This window comes from Pantoea sp. S-LA4, from assembly GCF_054482835.1.
The window spans coordinates 1,369,687-1,390,146 of record NZ_JBTLRC010000002.1 but is presented as its reverse complement, the minus strand read 5'-3'; the positions used below and the strand labels follow the sequence as shown (position 1 = coordinate 1,390,146).

Here is a 20,460-nt window from a genome sequence, read left to right as displayed (position 1 = left end):
AACTGAACCTGATGCAGCGCAACATACCCGATAAAATCCACGCCATGGCGTGGATTTTTGTTTTCAGAAGCTATGGAGCGCCCTTTGAAAGGAGGCGATGAAGTGCTGGCTGCCATCTGCTGCACTTTAACTCAGCCTGGTAACGGGTTAAGGGATCTGCCGGAAGATCAATCTGTTGTTTTCAGATCATAGCGGCGCAGCGGTATCGCACTGATGGCATCAACAATGCTGACCGGCGCGGCCAGCAGTGTTGTAAGCGGAAGCGATCATTGCTGAATCCACTCATCAGCGGAAAGCGAGATCAGAATGATGCTGCCGTGGTCTCTTTTTCTTTCTCCTTCATCAGCGCATAGGCCTGTGCACGCAGATGCTGCCCGGCTTGCTCGATCTGCTGCTGCCTGGCAGGTGAATCATCTGGTAGCTGACGAATGAGCCGCAACTGTTCCTCTACGGGTATCGTCTGCCGAAAATGCGTCATCATGCTGAAGACCGCTGATTTAAGCTCGCTGACCGTCAGGTACCTGCCTCGCTTTTCATCCAGAGCATTTAATTTGTCCGCCAGAGTCTGCAATTCCGTCATGCCCTGATGCCATCCATTCATCGTATCGGCAGGTAAAGCCGCGGCGTTAACCTGCTGCTGCCACTGTTGTGTCAGTTGACGCGATTTTTCCGGCCACAGCACCTGAGCCTGTTTCACCAGCTGACGGCTGTAATCCGTTGCCCAGTCCGGCGGTAACTGGCTGAGACGGGTAAGCTGCTGCTGTGTCGCGGTAAATAGCGCGTCAGAGAGCGGGCCCTGCTGACGAAGCGCCTCCAGCTGCATCGGTGAGAGTACCGAAGGTAACGCTGACAGTGATGAAGCAAGTGGTGTCTGCAGCGGGTCCGGACGCTGAAAAAGGTTCCAGCTCCACAGCGCGACGCTGGCTAGCACCAGCATGGCCAACATTCCCAGCGCAAACGGCTGCCATAACGTTGCAGCAGCAGGCGGCGGGATCTGCGGGTTCGTCGCAGGCTGGGGTTCCGGCGGCACCAGATAAATCCACTTCACCTCATTGGCCGACCGGGTCGTTTCTGGTGAGGGAGCCGCTGAAATCCCGGTGCTGGTAAGGACTACGTCAGGATCATTTTCAACGACTGGCGCCGCGGCGCTGTCACTCTTCTCCAGCCTGACGGCACTGTGGTGTATCAGGCTGAGCAAAGCATTCAGCGGGCTCAAAGGGGTAAGCTCCCGTCGCTGTAGCGCGCTTATCAGACGGGTCAGCTGCTGCTCAGCAAGATTGAGCGCGCTGTAGTCGCTGTCGCTGGGCGAGAAGGTGCGGAGCAGCTGTTGCATCCGCTGACTGAGGCTGCACAGAATTTCCATCCTTACCGCCACAGGCTGCGGCCAGAGCGCGTCCCACTGATGGGTGATCAGGGTTTCCAGTAACGACAGGCCTTCATTCAAGCCGGAAAGTCCGGCCAGATGCGTACGCGCCAGCGTATACCAGGCCGCCGACTGCAACTCCACGCCATTCTGCTCAAACAATGCATCACAGCGTTTTTCGACAGACTGCCAGTTCACATCGGGACGGGCCGGATGCGAGAGTTTAGCCAGTTCATTGCGCAGTGCGGCGTAATCAGGAAGCCTGCGCGGATCGCTGCCGGTTTTTACCCGGCGGTCAGAGAAATTGGTCATGAAGATAAACTCAGGGAGGAAAAATCGTGGTGACTCAGGTCAGTATGTTGACGCCCGAGGCTCAAGATAGTGCTGCTGTTTCATATGCCTGATGAGCACCCGTCCTTCCGGCATAAACTCAGTACCGTAGCGAACCAGTCCAACACCTTTCAGTTCAGCATCGATGGCATAACGTAACTCTCCCGGAATAACCTGGTCGAGCAGCACGACCTTAATGCTTTTCAGACGTGGCTCATATTTGAGCAATACCGCCGACAGCGTTCCCATCAGTTCATGTGCCGTACCCGGCATTCCCTGGAGAATTTTGGTCATGTCCGGCAAACCATAGTCAGGAAGATGAGCCAGCGTCCCGGCACGACAGTTCAGGACGCGCTGCATGTTGTCGAGTACGGACATGATCACCTGGTTTTCTTCACTGACCTGATGTAAATCGAGGCCACCGGAGAAATTTCCGGCGAGCATCTCATACAGCGAGGGCGTCTTGTGGTTCTGGGGCATTATTTATCCTTCACCGCGATCAGCGTCAGAGAGTTATTCCCGGCCTCAATCACCCTGGCCTTGTCGGGATCAAGCGCTTCACGCTCAATCGTCAGCTTCCATCTGTTTTTCACCTGATCGGGATGGCGGAACAATCCCGCCACGCCCACATATTTCGCCGCCTCTTCCATCGGCATATCAAGCTGCACATCACCACCCGGTTTAATCACCACATCACGGGTGGACAACAGATCTGCGGCCAGCACCGTTTCTCCTTCCTTCAGCAGTTGCTGGTACACCGTCTTATCGAAGGTTTTACGATCCCTGAGCTGATAAATTCTCACCACAAGCGACTCAGACAGAGAGTTGCTCTCTCGTTCATCGGTATTCAGCGCTTCACGCGCGGTGAAATCGAGATGCAGCACTTTGATCTTCTTATAGAACACTGCGGTGAAGGCCGATTTGGTCCCGTCACTGACGCGTTGTGTCAGGCCACAGCCCGTCAGGCTCAGGGCCAGCAATATGGGCAGCCAGCATGCCGCCTTAGTCAAATTTATACGTAACACGTCGGTTTCCTTGTTGTAATATTGCGGGCTGCAGGCCACTGTAGCAGCCCAGTTCCGTGGTGAAAGTCTGCGGGATATCGTCTGTCAGTGTCTCCTGATCGGCACCCAGCACGCCGTTCATTCCAAGCCAGAAAGGCCCCTCGCCAAGCGGCGGAACGGCCAGCAGACGAGTCTGTGTGGTCAGGGTGATTTTTGCTTTAAAGCGCCAGCCCAGATAGACCCGCAGCATGACCAGAAAATCCTGATACAGCAGGCCATCTGGCTTCCAGCCCTGCGATTCCCGCTCATCATCGGTGAACAGCGCAATCAATAGCTGACTGTTCGCATCCATCGCCTCGTCGCCAAGCGGCGTATTGCCATCCAGCAGAAAGTCTTCATCACCGTAAAAGCCAAGCGGCCGGGTAATCTCCACCGGACGCAGAGAGTACGGGCTGACCTGTACCCGGGTTTCAGGTGCCAGCAGGCTGACCAGCGCCTGCATCCCCTGCTGAGTTTTTCCGGGCTGCTGCAGCACCCCAAGCAGCGACAAAAAGCGAGATACCGGCGTAGCAATATGCTCTGCGGTGCCTGGAATCCCCAGACCCACCAGGCCCAGCAGCGATTGTGAGATGCTGTCGGTCCCGCCGGGCTCGAAGGTCGCCGGGTAAGAGTACTTACGCCAGATACGGTAAAACTGCGTCAGGATGCGATGGCTGAAAATATCGAGGAAGCCCTGCAGTGCCTCATGCCCTTCCCGGCGTTGCGTAATATCATCGAGATAGGCGGTCGGCAACGGTGAGTCGACGCCGTACATCCCCATAAACGTAGTGCGGATGCGTGGCGGTTTACTCTCATCATCTTCGTCGTATTCAACAGATTTAAGCTCACTGACCGGAAAACCCATCCCCGGATAAGGCGCAAAGCGCACCGGGTCATCAGCCGGATGGCTGGTAGAACCGAGCAGCGGACTGCCCGGATGACGCTTCTCCAGCAGCTGACAGAAACGATAAAAGTTAATACGGTGAAGGTCGGCTTCCAGCCGCGGGGTCAGCCGGGAATGCGGCGGTTGTGCTTCTCTTCCCATTCCAGGCGTTCTCCGGTCGGTTGCAGGGTAATAATCAGACGGTTAAACAGATAGATGTCGGTATAGAGTGCAAAGAAGCGGCTCAGCATCTCGCCAAACAGGCAGATGTCACCACGCCCGGCAAAGCCGTGGCTGTCCAGCGTCACGTCAATCTGGACGCCGCGCACCAGGTAACCCTGTTCGAAGCGCTCAGTTTCGCTGTGCTTCACATCGATAATGGCTTCCAGACGGCGGCGGTTCATCTCACTGTCGGTCCACTCATACAGCGCCAGGGTGCCGCGCAGCACGTCAGCATTATCCATCATCGGGAGGAAACCACTGCCGAGATGACTTAGCACACGCCAGTGAAAACGGTCCTGTGCTGGCGGATAACAGGGCAGCGTTGGCGCGCAAAGGTTGCGGACGGCGATACTGGCTGAGGTGGTTTTCATTACCGTATCAAGAACTGTACTTTGCAGCGCGCGGCGCGGTAACTGGCCGTGAGTGCCGGTCAGTGTCAGCGACAGGCTTTCGTCTTCCGGTACCGTATGATTGTCAAAGGCTTCGCCCCCAAGAATCAGCCAGGTATTATGTAATCCGGACGGACCGCGGCGAACGCGAGTGTGGTAGTAATACTCAGGCGCTTCGTGGCGCATCATCCCGCCTTTATGACGAAAACTGGAGAACGGCACATAAGTCTGCTGACTGGAGGACGTTACTGAGTCGACGGCGTAAATTTCCGTGTGACCATCCTGTACGCGCATCGGGCGCAGCATATATTCCGTCTGCAGCGAGTTCAGCGTCAGCGGATCCGATTCCAGTGGGAACAGATTAATCACCGGCACGCAGTTAAGACGCAGGTGCTTCTCGGTAAAGCTGAAGTCATGCTCCCAGCGTTCCGCCAGCACCACGTCGATTTCAAACCAGGGAAGATCCGATGGCCATGCTACGCTCTCCAGCCCGCGCAGCCCGGTGAACATGAATTTCTCGCGGAAGGTAAAGTACTCCAGCAGCAGTTGATAGCCACTAAAGCTGCTGTTGCCCTTCGGCCAGAGGGTATCGTCATCGTCAAACCCGAGCGCGGTGAAGCGCCCCTCCAGCCCCCTTCTGTCCGGCTCACCCGGCATCCGCAGCCACATCCGGGACACATTCATGGTGAAGGCTTCGTGCATGGCGCAGGCCAGCGGTGCATCCGCATTGAAATAGAATGGAATATGGCTGAGATCGATACGGCTCCAGTCCGCCAGTTTGCTGCAATGAAAGCGCAGCGAGATAACAGAGCGGCCATCAGGATCGGTCGACAACCGGGCGCGTTCCAGTGACAGTGGCTGAAGATTGATCGCCTTCGTACTGCTGTAGCGGCAGCGCGTGCCTTTTTCACCGATTGGTCGGGAAAGGACTTCGAAGCCTTTAGCGATACGCATCGGCTCTTTCATTTCGCGCCAGTCCGGCGTGAACTCCACTACCGACATCGACGGAATAGTGCGCAGATAATGCGGCCACAGCAGGCTGACCAACCCTTCGGTCAGTTCTGGCAGGTCATCATCCAGCTTTTCACGCAGTCGTCCCATCAAAAAGGCAAAGCCTTCAAACAGGCGCTCCACGTACGGGTCGCGCGCACCCGCTTTATCGAGATTGAGCATTGCAGCCTGCTCCGGATGAGCACGGGCAAACTCTTCGCCTGCTTCAAGCAGGTAGCGCATTTCAGCGTCGTAATAACGCAGGGTTAAGTCATGCATAATTATGTCTGTGTGTTGATTACTGCTTGTTGAGCGGTGAAGAAAAATCCAGCCCCAATGAAGGCACCAGATGATGTGAAGGATCGTTAATGCTGGTTTCGAAGAGAACAGCCTGCTATCTGGCGGGTGGCTGCTGGCCTGAAGGAACACCATTGCAGCGGGCTTCCCTCACTAAGCAATGCCTGTTAATACAGAAAGATACCCCACCACCGCAGGGTTACCTTCTGCCATAGCACTCTGTTTTCCGTTGAGAGGTACTCAGCCGCACAGCACCGCGGCCCGAGCAGGATCCAGTGAGATAAGCCCGGATAGCAGCATGTCCATTTCAGGCTGCAGCCGCGTTTTATCAGCTTCGCTGCGTGCGGCTTTGCCCCGCAGCAGTTTTAGCCGGCGAGCTTTGACTTCAAATATCAGCTCAGGCGTCCACTGCTTAAGCGTGAGTTCGCGGGCACCGGAGTCGAGCTCACCCAGCAGGTGCAGTGCCATTTCATTTTTTCCGTACTGCTCGCTCACCCGGGCCATCAGCAGACGCATCAGCCACTGGTTACGGGAAGAAGTGTAACCCGACTGAACCTGAAGCCAGTTAAGCGCGGCTTCAAATCCTTCTGTATCGGCTTTTGTTAACACTTCAGGCTCCAGTGCCAGCACATCATCGCTGCCCACAGCAACGACTGATACCGTCCCCTCTTTCCAGCCAGCCATATCATCCAGTACGCTTTCGTTTATCCAGTTCAGCGTCACCTCGTCAGCAAAGGGTGTTCCGTCACTGAAAGCCAGTGCTTCCAGCCCAGGAAGGCGGGCCAGCAAACCTTTGAGATCACGGCAGAGAATATCTGCGCGCACCCTATCGCTATCGAGTTTTGCCAGTGCCTGACAGGCGTACCACTGCACATCCAGCCACAGATGATTGACGCCCTGCGCCAGCAACGTGTCTGTATGCTCCAGCAATTCAGACCAACTTTTTTGCAGGTAGAGTCGCTTGAGGTGAGCCCTGCTGTCTGGCTTAGGTGGAACCAGACGCGTACGCCCCGTCGCATCCAGCGGCGGCAGTTCGGTCAACGTATCCCAGCGGACACTTTTCAACAGATGATGCCCGGCCAGCCAGCCTCCAGGCTGATCGCGAAGATATTTCGCCAGCACTTTCGCCTGATCTAGCAAATCACGCCCGGATGTAACAGCGCTCATTACTGGCGCAGAAGTTACTGACACGGCTGCCGCGCTATCCTCACGGCTGGTCTGAGGCACCAGACTGTTGGCACCGCCGTTCTGTACCAGCCGGTTGTCCAGCGCCTGATACAGTCCGCCGAGTTCGGGACGGGCATCTTCATCAAACCATTGAAAAGCCTGATCCGAAAGTAGCAGGCCTGCTGTGATGCGCTGCATCACCGACAAATCCACTTCCGGATATAAGGAAAGGCTATCAATTAAGCGGCCGCTACCCAGCCACTCCAGAGCTGATTTGCGGCTCCGGTCGCGTAACGGATGCAGCCGGGCACCGAACCGCTCAAGCATTGCCGCCAGCAGTTCAATCCCCTGTGCCAGTCCGGACTCACCATCCTGATGCAGGCGCGCCCAGACATAGAAAGTAATAACGCGCAGATCCTTGCAGCAGCCGGTCAGCAGCTTTTCCGCCAACTGGCATATCAGCCCGGTATCAATGCCGGAAAGTTTGTTGACCTCTTCACGGATGCGCTGGAAATCGTCATCGTAGCCTGGGTCCTCTCCGGTAGGCGCATCGTCGCTAACAGGCTCCAGCCAGCGTTCCCATTCAGCACAGCGCGACCTGGCACTCTCCAGTAACGTCTTCTCATCAGCGCCCATCGCCTGAAGTAAATTTTGTAATGTCGCCATTATTCCACTCCTTCCATGGCTGAATAATCTGTATCAACCGGAGCCTGTGAGGTGACCGGGGTATCCAGACTGAATATCTGGTCCGGCAGGCTGAAGTTGCGCAGTGAAAGTAGCGCCAGCGGTCCGTTGCCTAGCTGCGATCTCAGTACCCACTGCAGCGTTCTGCCGTCAGAGGCACTAAAACTCAGCATCCATTGACTGCGGTCAAGTTGCCGCCGTTTGCTCTGATCCAGCCAGCGAATAAAGCCCCAGGTCCCGCTATAGTCCCCGAACAGGCGCGCGCCGGCGTTGATAGTAGTCCAGGTCAGCATAGTGCCTGGCCTGAAGGTATCACCCGGCCAGCGCAAAGATTGCCAGTCGGCCATCTGGTTAAAGTAATGCAATTTTTGTCCGTCAATGGTCAGTTGAGTCTCTGTAACTTCTGCCGCGGGACGTGGCTGCAACTCAAAACTGATCCCCTGACTGCCATCGGTAAATAAAATATCCGACAGCTGACTCAGCTGGTTAACTGCTCTGAGGAAAGCCGGATTAAAGGTCAGGCCCTGACTGTGTGAATTGTCCGGCACCCACTGACTCCCCTCTTTGTGGAGCACGCCGCTGAGCTCCGTACTGAGGAACCGGTCGATGCGGCCACTATCCTTACGAATAAACTCGGCCAGCATCGGCAGAGAAGCATCACTCTTGCTCATTGCAAACGGGAAGCGTCCGTCAAAGGCCGTGTGCCAGTTCGCGACCACCGAGCGGCTCCAGCGGTCATTCAGGCTGGCAGCCGAGGGCTGCAGAACCGTTTCCCAGGCCTGAGTCAGCGGCTGAACAAACATCGTGTTGCCAAAACCGCTCCACTCTTCCCCCAGGCTGGCAGCGACAAGGCTGCCGTACTGCTGGGTATCCGTCAGATCCACGCTTTTGCCCTGGAAGACGGTCTGGGCCAGGGTCTGCATGCTCTCCTGCGGATCCGATGAATTGGCTACCTGTTGCAGGCGAAGACGTACACGGGTGATGCGGGTCAGCCAGGTCTGCAGGCTCAGCGTGCTGTCAGCTGACATGACATTGCTGGCTTTGTTTTTCCCCATCAGCGCCAGCAGCGGCCCAAAGGTGTCATCCAGCGGTCCTTGCGGACCGGCCGCGCTCTGGTCGATCACCGGTTTCTCCTGACTGCCGACCAGTTCTTTTGCGGATTTGATAATTGAATCGGACAGGCCGGCTCGCTGCTCGCCGGTCTGTCCCTGCCACGCCAGCGTATTCATCAGCGCAATCAGCGGCGACTGGCGTACATCACTCATCAGCGTCAGCTGGTCGGTGACATCGGCAATATTGTGCGCTGGGTTCCAGTGCAGGCTGTTCAGGAAGCTCAGCCAGTTACCGGCAAAATCAGCGAAATAACGCTGGGTCAGACGCGCCTTCAGCGCTTCCGGCGACAGGTCGGCCGAAACGGCTTTGCCGGAATCACTTAATACCCAGTCAATCTCATCGCGGCGTGAATTGGCTGCTTTCTCGATTGCCTGCTGAATTCCACCCTGCCATGCCTGACGGGTGAACATGCCGGGGACCACCTCATCGGTAGTGAACAGTCGCCGGGCATCGGTGCCACTGGTTATGTCTTCGAGAGAGATATCCGCGAAGTTACGACGTACCGATTTGAGCATGTTTTCATATAGGGTGCTTTCTGCGTTGCGACGGCCAATCTGCGCCAGCAGCACCTGACGGCTCTGACTGAGCAGAGAGGCATCCGGGACGATTTTCCACTGGGGCTGCCGTGGCAGCTCGGTGATATAGAAGGCCCACAGATCCGGTGAGAGACTTTGCCACAGGCCCGTTGAGATACCCATGTGCGTCGGCTGCAGGGCTTTCATGGTCTGTGCGTAAAATGGGCCGTCGGCTTTATCCGGACGGGCCATCATCAGCCAGGCTTTCAACTGGTCATAACCCGGTTTAGCCAGTTGTGCTCGCTGGTCGCTGCCAGGTGCAGAGTTTGCCAGCACGCTAAGCTTTTGCGTCAGGGCAGCAGCTGCCGGATCGCGTATCAGGCGGTTGTTCGCCACACCATACCAGGGCAGCATTGCGGCGAGCAGCTGCGGGTTATGGTCAAGGCCGAAGCGCTGATACCAGGGCGCGCCTTCCTGAATACGGTGTTGCAGGCGGCCAGCATCATTACGCAGGTTATGCAGCGCTGTCAGTTGGTAATCCGATACGGAAGGATGCTCTACCAGGGCATGAGCCTGTTCAGCAACAGCCACTATCTGCAGACGGTTTACCGCAAATGACAGCAGTGTCCCCGCTCCCCAGACACCGATAATGATCATCAGTGTCCAGGCGAGTGTTTGTTCCCACGCCATTCCGACACGGCGGCCACGTATACGGGTGCAGTCATCAACAATACTCTGCCAGATCACCGGCAGAGTCAGTGCATGCCGTTGTGATTCCGCGCGGAATCTCTCTGTGTCAGCAGAAGTGGGATTAAAGGCTACGCCATTCTCAGATATGCCTGCAGGTTTATTCTCCGGCAGGCTGAACATCAGGCCACGCAGCGGAACACGCTGCTGGGTGACAGAGAGCCACGGCACCAGTTGCTGAGCCCAGCGGGCGATACCGCCGTCGCTGAGATGCTGGCCAAGGCGTAGCAGGAAATCGTGGCTGTTGTTCTCGATAACCTGATCGACACCCTGCGCTCGCAGTGCAGGCAGCATCTGTTCAAGTTGTCGGGAAATATCGTCTGCTCTGGCGCGCAGTGGAAAGCTTGCCCCTACCGCCTGCTCAGGACGCTTCGACTGCGACCAGTCGCTGCTGCACAGTTGCCACAGCCAGACGGGTGCGGAATAGCGCAGCAGTTCACTGATTTTTTCCAGTCCGCGTAAATCGTTGTCGCTGATTTGTGGGGTAAGATTAAGCGACTCAGGCATGACGCGTACAATACCGTCCAGCGGGCGCCCGCGACGCAGTTTACGCAGCGCGGTGTATTTTTCGCTGTCCGGCTCTTCCTTCAGGCTGCCGCCAAAAATCAGCACGGTACGGTTGCCTTCAAGCCACTGACTTTCCTTCAGGCCAGGTGCCAGTTGTTCGATTGCCGCCTCATCGCCAGTGATTAGCAGCAGGCGGACTTTGCGACGCCAGAAGAGGTGATAGCGAGCTTTTAGGTAATCTTTTAACGGAGCCTTTGCTGTAAGATTTTTCTTCGTCTTATGCAAATCGGGTACGCCTGGCTTATCAACCTTGATGGTCTGAAATCGCAAACCTCTTTGGTAGGTCCAGACACCGAAATTCATCAAAATCAGGAACGCGGAGAACAAAAGCATACATAAAAACCAAAGAGTCATCTTTTCTTTGGCTGACATCCATTCAAGATAATTCCCGTAGTAATAACACCCAAGGAAAGTAACAATACCAAAGATAATAAGACAAGCGACAAGCCCAATTACTCTCCATTTTGCTGAGGTTGTCAATTCATTGCTCCCTGCCATTTTCAAATGGCTTAACAACATTAAAAACATAATCATTGCCAACACTGGAGATCATCAGAACGGACTCCCTGCTCTTTTCACAAACAAATAATGCCAGAGTAAAAACCAGCCAAAAATGTTTACCTCCTAGCTTCCCTAATAATACATTCATATCTTGCATTTCATATTCCCACGAAACACCCATGGGTAAGCATGAAGTTCGCAACAGGTCTGAAATATCTAAAGCCTCGTCCACGCTCATGTTACTAAAAAATACTTTTGAGCTTTCAACAACATCAGGCTGGTAAGTCATCATATGAATAAACTCTTGTTTAGCTGAGTTTTTCCCACATGTCAGCGCGCGCAAAGCAACACCATTGTTTGCGTTACCTGAAAGTTCTTTCTGGTGAGTGACCAGTAAAACAGATGCAAACTCCGTTAATTCAGCAGAATATTCCTCCACGCTTTCAATATTGGCAGAGAAAATTATAGTCACCAGATTATTTTTCACGCTGGATAACCGTTCAAACTCCTGCTCTAACGTGCCATGTAGGTAATAATATTTATTAAGACATTTTTCCGGGAGGCCGATTGCAACCCAGCACTCTTTGAATATAGTAAAGGAAACATTGCTACTACCATAGGTAAACATGACATCGAAAACACATATTTTTGCCAGATTCATTACTTTCGCCCTTACTGAGGCCAAAAGCTCATAAATAATTTGTTCTTCAGTAAAAGCTTCTCCACTATGCCCCCGCAATCGCAGCTGTTGCCCGCTATACACTTCAACAAGTTTACCAATGGCTATATCTGATTGCGATATATCTAGTGGAGTAAACAATTTATAGGCAGCAACATAAAGCTCGCGACTAGCCCATTCGGTCCACTCTTTCTTCGTTAATGCTGATTCCTTTTCATAAGCCTCAAATGCTGACAAGCAAAGCCCAAAGTAATAAATCCTAACAGCGAGGGAAATAAAGTATATAAAAACTGCCGCAAAAAATAATAAAAAAAGAAATTTCAGGGAATTCACATCCTCAACGGGAACGGCAACTTTTACAATAATTGCAGCCATCAATGATACGAATAAAAGGGTTACGAAAGAGAAACCCCATTTTTTCCAGTTAATACCAGAGGCACGTTCTTTTGGTAAAATTATTTGTACTGGCCACCCCATATATGACTCCATCATTAATACTGGGATTTTTATGCCCGAGTAAATGCCTTTTCCCATTCCAGACGTTCCACCCTGGCCTTGACTTCAGGATATAAAGGTAGGTTTGCAATATTGTTATTCAATAAGTATTTTTCAAACACTCCATCCTGATAAAATAGTTGCTGGGCATTGAGTACATCAAGACCAAACTCATTAACCCCCTCACCAACAGAAGAGAAATGATCGTGGAAATAACGTAGTGCAGGCTGTAACAACCTCACTGCCTGTTGCTCTCTAACTTTTCCCACATCTTGTTTTTCACGATACTTGCGCAAGATATTATTAATAATAGCTATGTTATTTATATCCAAAAAGTTTAACTCTGTTAACTCTAATGAATAGCTTAATTTTTTTACATTTCCTCCATCACCGTTCACGACTTGTGCAGTACCATCACCATCTATATAGCACCAGACATTAATATTCCTCAGTAACTGCTCTTTTTGCCAATTATCAAGTATTGGCAGGAAAAGACCAAAGACTGAAGGGTCAAAGTAACGAATTAACACATCACCACCAGTCTGAACAGTCTGAACCGCAGATCTTGAGATACTTTCGGAAAGTTGTTCTGTAGTTAACGGCGTCGAGATCCACGCACAAACACTGCGCCCCTCTCCGGAATTAATCCGTTCCGATCCTAGTTCATAGAACGCATGATGAATACTATTATGAAATAATTCGTTATCTTTTGTGCTCTGGACATCAAGAGAGACAAGATAGAGTGGTAGTGCATCATGGAGTTCATCCCGATCAAATATTACAGGATAGAGCGGATAATCTTTCAATGCATCATACAGAAAACTATTCGACCGGTACTGCTCCAGAGAAGCGTCTATCAGCATGAAACAACGCCCATTGTTTGCAAAAACAGTCTTAAAGATCTCTTCTTTAATTTTATTAAAAGACGCACTATCCATACACCACCCCTATAGAACCATCAAAAAAACAATTATTAGTAACTATTTTACTATTTTACTATTTTACTATTTTACTATTTTACTATTTTACTATTTTACTATTTTACTATTTTACTATTTTTATTCATGCTTCATTACTTCACGGAAACCTTTCTTTTTTAAATCCTGACAATAATTATTATATATAATTAGAGTGCAGTTCATTATGTAGTTAAATATCCTGTTATTGTTTAGTAATAAAACCAGCTTTCGGCAGAATAAACAAATTTCTGGGTGGGACAAACGGGTTGCGACTGGTCGTCCGGATCGTGCCACTTTCCCTTATCCATTAACTGTTGCTCGCGCTCCTTTGTTATTTTATTGAGATTCAAATTTGCAACGTTTCTCATTCCCAGTAGATGGAATATTTCCTCAGCCAGTTTGCAACGGGTGGGTGTACAGGCTTTGTAAGCAAAATATGCGATCAAACCAGATATACCCAATGAACCTGCTAGCATTACATATATAGGGCCATGATAATTAAACCAATATTTAGCGTAATCTCCATCATGAAAAAAAACTCGCAACATAAACATAAACATAAACATAAACATAAACAATAATATCGCGGTGAGAATAAACATATTCTTAATACGCCACAGCGCATGGGCGATATGTCCCATATCACATTTTGGGATTATTGAAACAATCCGTTCTTCCGGCAGCGCAATGGCATACACCTCATAATGATCATGCTGCCACTCGACGACCATTTCCACCTCATCACTCGCCTGCAGCCTGGTCCGTCCCACCCAGCCACGAAACGGCCTGCCGTTTATCTCACCCTGCACGTACCCCGCAGTATCATAAGCAGAATCACTCCCGGCCATAATTGCAGCTCCGACGCCGGGGCTGCCGGCTGCAATGGCCACCGCTGCGGTTGCGCCACGCTGTCCGTCAGATATATCCGGCAGCGTGCTGGTGCGGTAGGCCTTCACGTCAAAATATTCCTTAAAATACTCGCAGCCAAACGATTCGAGACGCCCGCTAATTTTTTCCAGCGGGCCGAAAGGCGGCAACACCGGAGGCGGCGGCAGCTCCCGCGTCCACGGCCTGCCGTTCATCAGTTCGATTTCCCGCTTTGTACGTAAGTCCCTGAGTTTCTCTCCCTTAATGTACCGGGCATATTTTTTCTTATCGTCTGCGCTCATATCACATCCTTTATTGCCGCTTCCAGGGCCTTATCCTGGTCCGTCAGAGAACGGTTGAATGGCGCTGTGCCAAACACGCTTTTTTTACACCACAGCTGAAGCTCATCATCCGATATGCTGGTCGCTATCACCTGTAACGACATAATTACTTTCAGCAAACAGATCCGCTCTGTTGTGGGTACTCAGTAATAAAACCAGTGCTCGGCAGAATAAATAAACTTCGCGCTGGGACAGGCCGGTTTACTCTTATCACCCGGATCGTGCCATTTCCCTGCATCCATTAATTGTTGCTCGCGTTCTTTTGTTAATTTATTGAGATTAACCCATGCCACATTTTTCACACCCAGCAGATGAAATATTTGCTCTGCCAGTTTACAACGCGTCGGAGCGCAGGCTTTGTAAGCCGAAAGAGCTATTAACCCAGCAATTGAGACATTAACGACTAATGCCATGATAAAAAGCCAGAAATAAGTAGATAAAAAATCCCCCCCCCTTTCCAGTCACCATCAATAACTGTATGAATCACTCCCACAGAAACCAACATAAGCAATAATATTCCGGTAAGAACGAACATATTCTTAATTCGCCATAACATGTGAGCTATATGCCCCATATCACACTTGGGGCAAATTGATACGATACGAACTTCCGGCAATGCAATAGCGTAAACCTCATAATGGTCATACTGCCACTCGGCAATCATGTCCACATTATCTCCCGCCTGAAGGCGGGTTATTCCCACCCAGCCCCTAAAGGGTTTGCCGTTAATTGTGCCCTGCACATATTCAGCCGTGTCGTTCGATGATTCACTCTCGGCCATAATTGCAGCCCCTACTCCCGGGCTACCCGCTGCAATGGCTACAGCAGCGGCTGCACCACGCTGCCCATCGGAGACGCCCGGCAGCGTGCTGGTGCGGTAGGCCTTTACGTCAAAATACTCCCGAAAACATTCGTTATTAAAAGATTCCAGACGGCCGCTGATTTTTTCCAGCGGGCCGTAAGGCGGCAATACCGGCGGCGGCGGCAACTCCCGCGTCCACGGCCTGCCGTTCATCAGTTCGACTTCCCGCTTTGTGCGTAAATCGCTTAATTTTTCCGGTTCGATGAAACGGGAGCTGGTTGTTTTTTGTGTGTCGGTCATACCACATCCTTTATCGCCGTTTCCGGTGCTTATCCTGGTCCGTGAGGGAGCGGTTGAACGGGACGGATCTAAATACAAAAAACCTGCAGTCATATATTATATTCACGCCATTACTATGACCATCACAAACACCTGCACTCTTTCGGCATGCATTAATAATAATACCACTTACCCCGTGAGATTGGATACTTCGGGCTCGGGCAGGACGGACGGCCCTCTGTATCAGGTGGATACCATTTCCCCTGAGTCTTCAGCCAGGCTATATGTTCTTTTCTTTTTTTCTTCAGATTAATACCAGCAGGATTCTTCATATTAAATACCCTGAATATCTCTTCAGCCAGTTTGCAGGTTGTCGGGGCATAGGCTTTGTAGGCTGAAAATGCAATTAATCCAGAGCAAATGATTGATATCGCTAACAGAACTAATAAAGGGCCATAATATAAAGACCAGAATCCAATCTGTTCCACATTATCTTCGGAGGCTGATTTAATGATATATATACCCAAAAACATAGACATAATTATTGCTGTTAATATAAACATATTCTTTATTCGCCACCACGCATGGGCCAGACGTCCCATATCGCATTTCGGGCAAATGGAGATAATTCGCTCTTCCGGGAGCGTGATGGCATAGACCTGATAATGGTCTTCCTGCCATTCCACCGCCATCTCCACCTCATCACCCGCCTGCAGGCGCGTCTGACCCACCCACCCGCTGAACGGTCTGCCATTTATACTGCCCTGAACATATTCTGCGGTATCCGTATGGTCGCCTTCCATCATCATCACCGCCCCCACGCCCGGGCTGCCCGCCGCAATGGCCACCGCAGCCCCCGCGCCACGCTGTCCGGCAGACACATTCGGCAGGGGATTCGTCCGGTATGAATCCACATCAAAGTATTCTCGAAAACGTTCGCTGCTGAAGGATTCCAGCCGTCCGCTGATTTTTTCCAGCGGGCCGAAAGGGGGCAACACCGGCGGAGGCGGCAGCTCCCGCGTCCACGGCCTGCCGTTCATCAGCTCGATTTCCCGCTTTGTACGTAAATCGCTTAATTTTTCCGGATCAACAAATCGGGAGCAATTCTGTTTTTGTTTATCTGACGTCATGAAATATCCTTTATTGCCGCTTCCAGGGCTCCGATCAGAATATCAGCCAGCTTAATATCAGTAGTAAAACCAGCTTTCGGCAGAATAAACAAACTTCTGGGTGGGGCAAACGGGTTGCGACTGATCATCCGGATCGTGCCACTTTCCCTTATCCATTAACTGCTGCTCGCGCTCTTTTGTTATTTTATTGAGATCAACCCTTGCGATATTTTTCATGTCCAACAGATTAAATACCTCCTCCGCCAGTTTACAGCGGGTGGGGGCACAGGCTTTGTAAGCTGAAATAGCAATTAGTCCTGATATCATAGTCGTTCCTCCCAGCCCCATAAAAAGGAAAAGCCCAAAGCGCTCCCATAGTGACTCCCCCTGTGGATTTGCCTCAGAAAAATTTATGCATATACATATAAATATAAACATAGTCATTAATATCATTATAAGAATAAACATATTCTTAATACGCCACAGCGCATGGGCGATATGTCCCATATCACATTTTGGGATTATTGACACAATCCGTTCTTCCGGCAGCGCAATGGCATACACTTCATAATGATCATGTTGCCACTCGACGACCATTTCCACCTCATCACCCGTCTGCAGTCTGGTCCGTCCCACCCAGCCACGAAACGGCCTGCCGTTTATCTCACCCTGCACGAACCCCGCAGTATCATAAGCAGAATCACTCTCGGCCATAATTGCAGCCCCGACGCCGGGGCTGCCGGCTGCAATGGCCACCGCTGCGGCTACGCCACGCTGTCCGTCAGATATATCCGGCAGTGTGCTGGTGCGGTAGGCCTTTACGTCAAAATATTCCTTAAAATACTCGCAACCAAACGATTCGAGACGCCCGCTAATTTTTTCCAGCGGGCCGAAAGGCGGCAATACCGGTGGCGGTGGCAGCTCCCGCGTCCACGGCCTGCCGTTCATCAGTTCGATTTCCCGCTTTGTACGTAACTCCCTGAGTTTCTCCCCCTTAATGTACCGGGCATATTTTTTCTTTTCCTCTGCGCTCATATCACATCCTTTATTGCCGCTTCCAGGGCCTTATCCTGGTCCGTCAGAGAACGGTTGAATGGCGCTGTGCCAAACACGCTTTTTTTACACCACAGTTGAAGTTCATCATCCGATACCCGGATCGCTATCACCTGCAGCAATGTTATAGCCACCATGGCTTCCCAGGTCATCAGCACGGCCAGAACCCTGATACCAAAAAACTCCGCTGACAGAAAACCGGTTATTCTTAAAGCACCCCGCTCCGCCAGTGGTTTATCAATCACCTCCAGCAGGAGTCCCAGCCATTTAACAGCACCCAGACCATCAACAACGGTCTTAACGAGCAACACAGCCGAAAGGTAAAAACGATTGTTTTTTAACTCATTATAGGTATTCATTCCATCTGCATACGCTGAGAGCAGCGAAGCCGCGCCTCCCGCCGCCGCCCCCATCCCCTTTATCCACGCCACACTCAGCGGCTTCGCTTCCAGCCCCTTTTCCATCGCCGGTAAAAATACCGAGGTCCCCTGGCTCACCATCGCCAGTCCACTGGCCATCAGGCTTGACAGCGGCTTCCGGTCATTCTGTACCTCCCCGCACAGGTAGATAAAATCAAGCGCATTCAGCACCAGCAGCAGGCTGTTTATTTTAGCCAGCTGGTATTCGCCTCTCCCTTTCTCTGTCGCAAAGTGCTCTTCCAGTTTGCTGCTCAGGGTCTGTTTAATGGTCACCACTTCGCTCTGGCTGGGCATAAAACGTTTACTGTTGCGGATACCCGCCAGCACCGTGCTGCGCAGGGCCGGGGCTTCACGGAGATAATCATTCACCAGTTCGTGCATTTTTTCTGACGGAATACCGGCACGCGCCATAAACACCAGACGAAATGCCGTAGTTGACAGCTTCTCACCCAGCTTATCGACCAGCAGTATCCGGCTTACCCGGTCCCCCACCGTTACGATAAATGCATCGGTTTTGAAAATCTCCTGCTCCAGCTTACTGGCGTTTTCCCGCAGCCCTTTCACAACCGAGTTCAGGGACTTCTGGTAAAACCCCTCCAGCTTTTTCAGGTTTCCGGCCTGCTGCATCAGAGACGCTGTCACCGCCGTGGCCGTTAGTGGCGTCACATTCTCATCCTTTCTTGCCTTCGCCTCGGCCAGCAACGGTTCCAGCTCACCCATCAGCGCCGGATTATTGGCGGCAACGTGTCGCCACAGCAGGTTGCCGCTGTTTTTTGTGCTGTACTCATGCCACCAGTCGTCTATTTTTGCTGCGCCCTTCGGACAGCTGCTGATGCCGTTTATCGCCATACTCACTGCGGACTGGTAAAACACGCCCGCCCGCTGTGCCGTACAGTGAAAATCGTTAAGCACCGTCACCAGCAGCGGCGCCCCGAGCCAGTTCACCACGCTGACTATCCTTTTCTGAAAGAGTGCGTTTACCCTCTCCCCCAGACCTTTATAGCAGGCATCAAAATTTGCCTGCCGGCTGCCGTTCAGCTTCGCCTGATAAGGTGACCAGCTTCCGGCCCGCGCATCTGCCAAACTCTGTGGGCGTGCCGCCAGCACCTGCTCCACCCGGACCGTAAGCCCGCTCACGCGCTGCCGGTGAACGGCAAGAGGCTCCATTGGTTCCTGCAGGACATTCTCCATGTACATAGCCGGAACATTCTGCGCCCGCCATGACCGGACCAGACTGATATCTGCCCGACCCTGTGCCAGCACATCAGGTTTGCTCTGATAGCGTTGCTCAAGAGCCTGCAAACGCATATCAAGATATTCGTCCTTCAACATCGTGTTTTCAGGCTGTGCAAAACGTTCCAGCACCGCCTCACCTGTGGCCTGCGCCCTGTCGCTTAGCAACGTTTTTAACGCATCAAGATTCGCTTTCGTCGACAGCTCAAGCTCGCGCTCGCGCAGAAACTGAGCCTGACGCCCCAGCACATCCTGACTCCAGCCATTCAGCTCATGCACTATTCCCACCGGGTCCCGGAGCGGCAGTATCAACGGTGTGATTCCCTCACTCCGGTTTTGCATGGCAGTTACCGTCGCACACGCCATGCCACTGCGTTTTTGCGCCCACGGGTACAGGCTGGACTGCGATTTGACAACTTCATCATTTATCCGCCAGACATCTTCAGCAGAAGGGTCCCAGAGCGACGTCGCCCGGCTGACATTGTGCACGCGCAGGTCATCCGGCCCCGGCAGCAGACCAGAAACAGAAGGAACACGATAGTCCAGCACCTGATTCAGGCTGGATTCCGTTGCGTCGGCTCCCGTCTCTGAACGCTGCGTCCCCGAGGCAGATGGCATGACCTTCTGCATTCTCCCCGCGCGGGCAGTTGTATCGGACCCGTAACGGTCCAGTGTTTCCTGCTCCCACGGGTACTGGCTGAAGGCAAACCAGACGTTGCCGCAACTGTCCGGCGTCTCAATGCTCATAAACTCCACGTTTTGCGCAATATGGTCACCGGTTTCGCACAACGTCTTATCTACAGCGGCCGGATTGACAGCAACCTGCTGCAGCCACAATGAACCATCCGGTGCGACGCTGTAACACTGCCAGTAATTTGTACCCTGCTTTCCTTTTTCATAAAAAACATAAAGATAGCCCTGACGAAGTGCCCGGAGCGTGTACTTTTCGCCGCTGGCGAGCGCTACGCCGGTAACCTGCTCATCCTTTGCCCACTCGGGCAGGTCGGCATCTATATTTTCAGGTACGACGGCATACCGTACCGGCAGCACCGCTAGTCCTTTTGTCGTACATAACCCCTGGCATGCCATACTCATGTCCTTTTTATTAAACAAGTCCGTCACTAAGGGTCCGGAATTTATCCAGTGAAATAATTTGATCCCGCAATGACTTTATGCGCGGAACATTGACAGAGCACGCGATCCTGGTCCTGGACCAGTAGTACGCCGCTGCTGATTATTCCCCGAGCTGTCCCCTGAATCGGGAACGTTCCTTTACAAACCGAGCATGTGGCTTTGTCATTGTTCTGCGCGACCTGTTTACCATCACTGAAAAAGTTGGCGGTGGCAGACACTAATTTGCCGTTGCTCGTTCTGTCACCCAGCACAGCTAATTTTTTGGTCATAGGACTCTCC

General features: G+C 52.2%; 16 protein-coding genes. All 16 read right to left on the bottom strand.

The window, feature by feature from the left end:
* Positions 1-301 precede the first annotated feature (301 nt).
* Entirely contained in the window at positions 302-1,675 is a 1,374-nt protein-coding gene (locus tag ACX3P5_RS07340; protein ID WP_458968492.1) for a VasL domain-containing protein, read from the bottom strand.
* Between the two features lie 39 nt (positions 1,676-1,714).
* Complete coding sequence (tssE, locus tag ACX3P5_RS07335; RefSeq protein ID WP_458968491.1) at positions 1,715-2,173, bottom strand: type VI secretion system baseplate subunit TssE; 459 nt, start codon at positions 2,171-2,173, stop codon at positions 1,715-1,717.
* Complete coding sequence (gene tssJ, locus ACX3P5_RS07330) at positions 2,173-2,718, bottom strand: type VI secretion system lipoprotein TssJ (RefSeq protein ID WP_233984540.1); 546 nt, start codon at positions 2,716-2,718, stop codon at positions 2,173-2,175. Before tssJ ends, tssE begins: the two co-directional genes overlap by 1 nt.
* Entirely contained in the window at positions 2,696-3,781 is a 1,086-nt protein-coding gene (gene tssG, locus ACX3P5_RS07325; protein WP_458968490.1) for a type VI secretion system baseplate subunit TssG, read from the bottom strand. Before tssG ends, tssJ begins: the two co-directional genes overlap by 23 nt.
* Complete coding sequence (gene tssF / locus ACX3P5_RS07320; protein WP_458968489.1) at positions 3,745-5,499, bottom strand: type VI secretion system baseplate subunit TssF; 1,755 nt, start codon at positions 5,497-5,499, stop codon at positions 3,745-3,747. Before tssF ends, tssG begins: the two co-directional genes overlap by 37 nt.
* 258 nt (positions 5,500-5,757) lie before the next feature.
* Complete coding sequence (tssA, locus tag ACX3P5_RS07315; protein WP_458968488.1) at positions 5,758-7,350, bottom strand: type VI secretion system protein TssA; 1,593 nt, start codon at positions 7,348-7,350, stop codon at positions 5,758-5,760.
* A complete protein-coding gene (locus ACX3P5_RS07310) occupies positions 7,350-10,844 on the bottom strand; it encodes an ImcF-related family protein (RefSeq protein ID WP_458968487.1) in 3,495 nt (1,164 codons plus the stop codon). The genes tssA and ACX3P5_RS07310 overlap by 1 nt, the downstream gene beginning before the upstream one ends.
* On the bottom strand, positions 10,792-12,024 hold the full coding sequence (locus ACX3P5_RS07305; protein ID WP_458968486.1) for a hypothetical protein: 1,233 nt from the start codon (positions 12,022-12,024) through the stop codon (positions 10,792-10,794). Before ACX3P5_RS07305 ends, ACX3P5_RS07310 begins: the two co-directional genes overlap by 53 nt.
* Positions 11,997-12,923 (bottom strand): DUF4123 domain-containing protein, encoded by a 927-nt coding sequence (locus ACX3P5_RS07300; RefSeq protein WP_458968485.1) that lies wholly within the window; start codon positions 12,921-12,923, stop codon positions 11,997-11,999. Before ACX3P5_RS07300 ends, ACX3P5_RS07305 begins: the two co-directional genes overlap by 28 nt.
* A 230-nt stretch (positions 12,924-13,153) precedes the next feature.
* Entirely contained in the window at positions 13,154-14,113 is a 960-nt protein-coding gene (locus tag ACX3P5_RS07295; protein ID WP_458968484.1) for a putative type VI secretion system effector, read from the bottom strand.
* A gap of 182 nt (positions 14,114-14,295) precedes the next feature.
* The gene (locus ACX3P5_RS07290; RefSeq protein WP_458968483.1) at positions 14,296-14,565 is read right to left on the bottom strand and encodes a hypothetical protein; all 270 of its coding nucleotides are present in this window, start codon (positions 14,563-14,565) and stop codon (positions 14,296-14,298) included.
* Positions 14,556-15,254 (bottom strand): putative type VI secretion system effector, encoded by a 699-nt coding sequence (locus tag ACX3P5_RS07285; RefSeq protein ID WP_458968482.1) that lies wholly within the window; start codon positions 15,252-15,254, stop codon positions 14,556-14,558. Before ACX3P5_RS07285 ends, ACX3P5_RS07290 begins: the two co-directional genes overlap by 10 nt.
* Positions 15,255-15,406: 152 nt before the next feature.
* Positions 15,407-16,363 (bottom strand): putative type VI secretion system effector, encoded by a 957-nt coding sequence (locus ACX3P5_RS07280; RefSeq protein ID WP_458968481.1) that lies wholly within the window; start codon positions 16,361-16,363, stop codon positions 15,407-15,409.
* A 57-nt stretch (positions 16,364-16,420) separates the two neighbouring features.
* Positions 16,421-17,377, bottom strand: a complete 957-nt coding sequence (locus ACX3P5_RS07275) for a putative type VI secretion system effector (RefSeq protein ID WP_458968480.1) — start codon at positions 17,375-17,377, stop codon at positions 16,421-16,423.
* Entirely contained in the window at positions 17,374-20,136 is a 2,763-nt protein-coding gene (locus tag ACX3P5_RS07270) for a T6SS effector BTH_I2691 family protein (protein ID WP_458968479.1), read from the bottom strand. Before ACX3P5_RS07270 ends, ACX3P5_RS07275 begins: the two co-directional genes overlap by 4 nt.
* Before the next feature lie 47 nt (positions 20,137-20,183).
* Complete coding sequence (locus ACX3P5_RS07265; protein ID WP_458968478.1) at positions 20,184-20,450, bottom strand: PAAR domain-containing protein; 267 nt, start codon at positions 20,448-20,450, stop codon at positions 20,184-20,186.
* Positions 20,451-20,460: the final 10 nt, after the last annotated feature.

Excerpts from the sequence above, each read along its gene's own strand:
- ACX3P5_RS07340 (WP_458968492.1), bottom strand. The coding sequence starts at position 1,675 with ATGACCAATTTCTCTGACCGCCGGGTAAAAACCGGCAGCGATCCGCGC.
- tssE (WP_458968491.1), bottom strand. The coding sequence starts at position 2,173 with ATGCCCCAGAACCACAAGACGCCCTCGCTGTATGAGATGCTCGCCGGA.
- tssG (WP_458968490.1), bottom strand. The coding sequence starts at position 3,781 with ATGGGAAGAGAAGCACAACCGCCGCATTCCCGGCTGACCCCGCGGCTG.
- tssF (WP_458968489.1), bottom strand. The coding sequence starts at position 5,499 with ATGCATGACTTAACCCTGCGTTATTACGACGCTGAAATGCGCTACCTG.
- tssA (WP_458968488.1), bottom strand. The coding sequence starts at position 7,350 with ATGGCGACATTACAAAATTTACTTCAGGCGATGGGCGCTGATGAGAAG.
- ACX3P5_RS07310 (WP_458968487.1), bottom strand. The coding sequence starts at position 10,844 with ATGATTATGTTTTTAATGTTGTTAAGCCATTTGAAAATGGCAGGGAGC.
- ACX3P5_RS07305 (WP_458968486.1), bottom strand. The coding sequence starts at position 12,024 with ATGGGAAAAGGCATTTACTCGGGCATAAAAATCCCAGTATTAATGATG.
- ACX3P5_RS07300 (WP_458968485.1), bottom strand. The coding sequence starts at position 12,923 with ATGGATAGTGCGTCTTTTAATAAAATTAAAGAAGAGATCTTTAAGACT.
- ACX3P5_RS07295 (WP_458968484.1), bottom strand. The coding sequence starts at position 14,113 with ATGAGCGCAGACGATAAGAAAAAATATGCCCGGTACATTAAGGGAGAG.
- ACX3P5_RS07290 (WP_458968483.1), bottom strand. The coding sequence starts at position 14,565 with ATGGCATTAGTCGTTAATGTCTCAATTGCTGGGTTAATAGCTCTTTCG.
- ACX3P5_RS07285 (WP_458968482.1), bottom strand. The coding sequence starts at position 15,254 with ATGACCGACACACAAAAAACAACCAGCTCCCGTTTCATCGAACCGGAA.
- ACX3P5_RS07280 (WP_458968481.1), bottom strand. The coding sequence starts at position 16,363 with ATGACGTCAGATAAACAAAAACAGAATTGCTCCCGATTTGTTGATCCG.
- ACX3P5_RS07275 (WP_458968480.1), bottom strand. The coding sequence starts at position 17,377 with ATGAGCGCAGAGGAAAAGAAAAAATATGCCCGGTACATTAAGGGGGAG.
- ACX3P5_RS07270 (WP_458968479.1), bottom strand. The coding sequence starts at position 20,136 with ATGGCATGCCAGGGGTTATGTACGACAAAAGGACTAGCGGTGCTGCCG.
- ACX3P5_RS07265 (WP_458968478.1), bottom strand. The coding sequence starts at position 20,450 with ATGACCAAAAAATTAGCTGTGCTGGGTGACAGAACGAGCAACGGCAAA.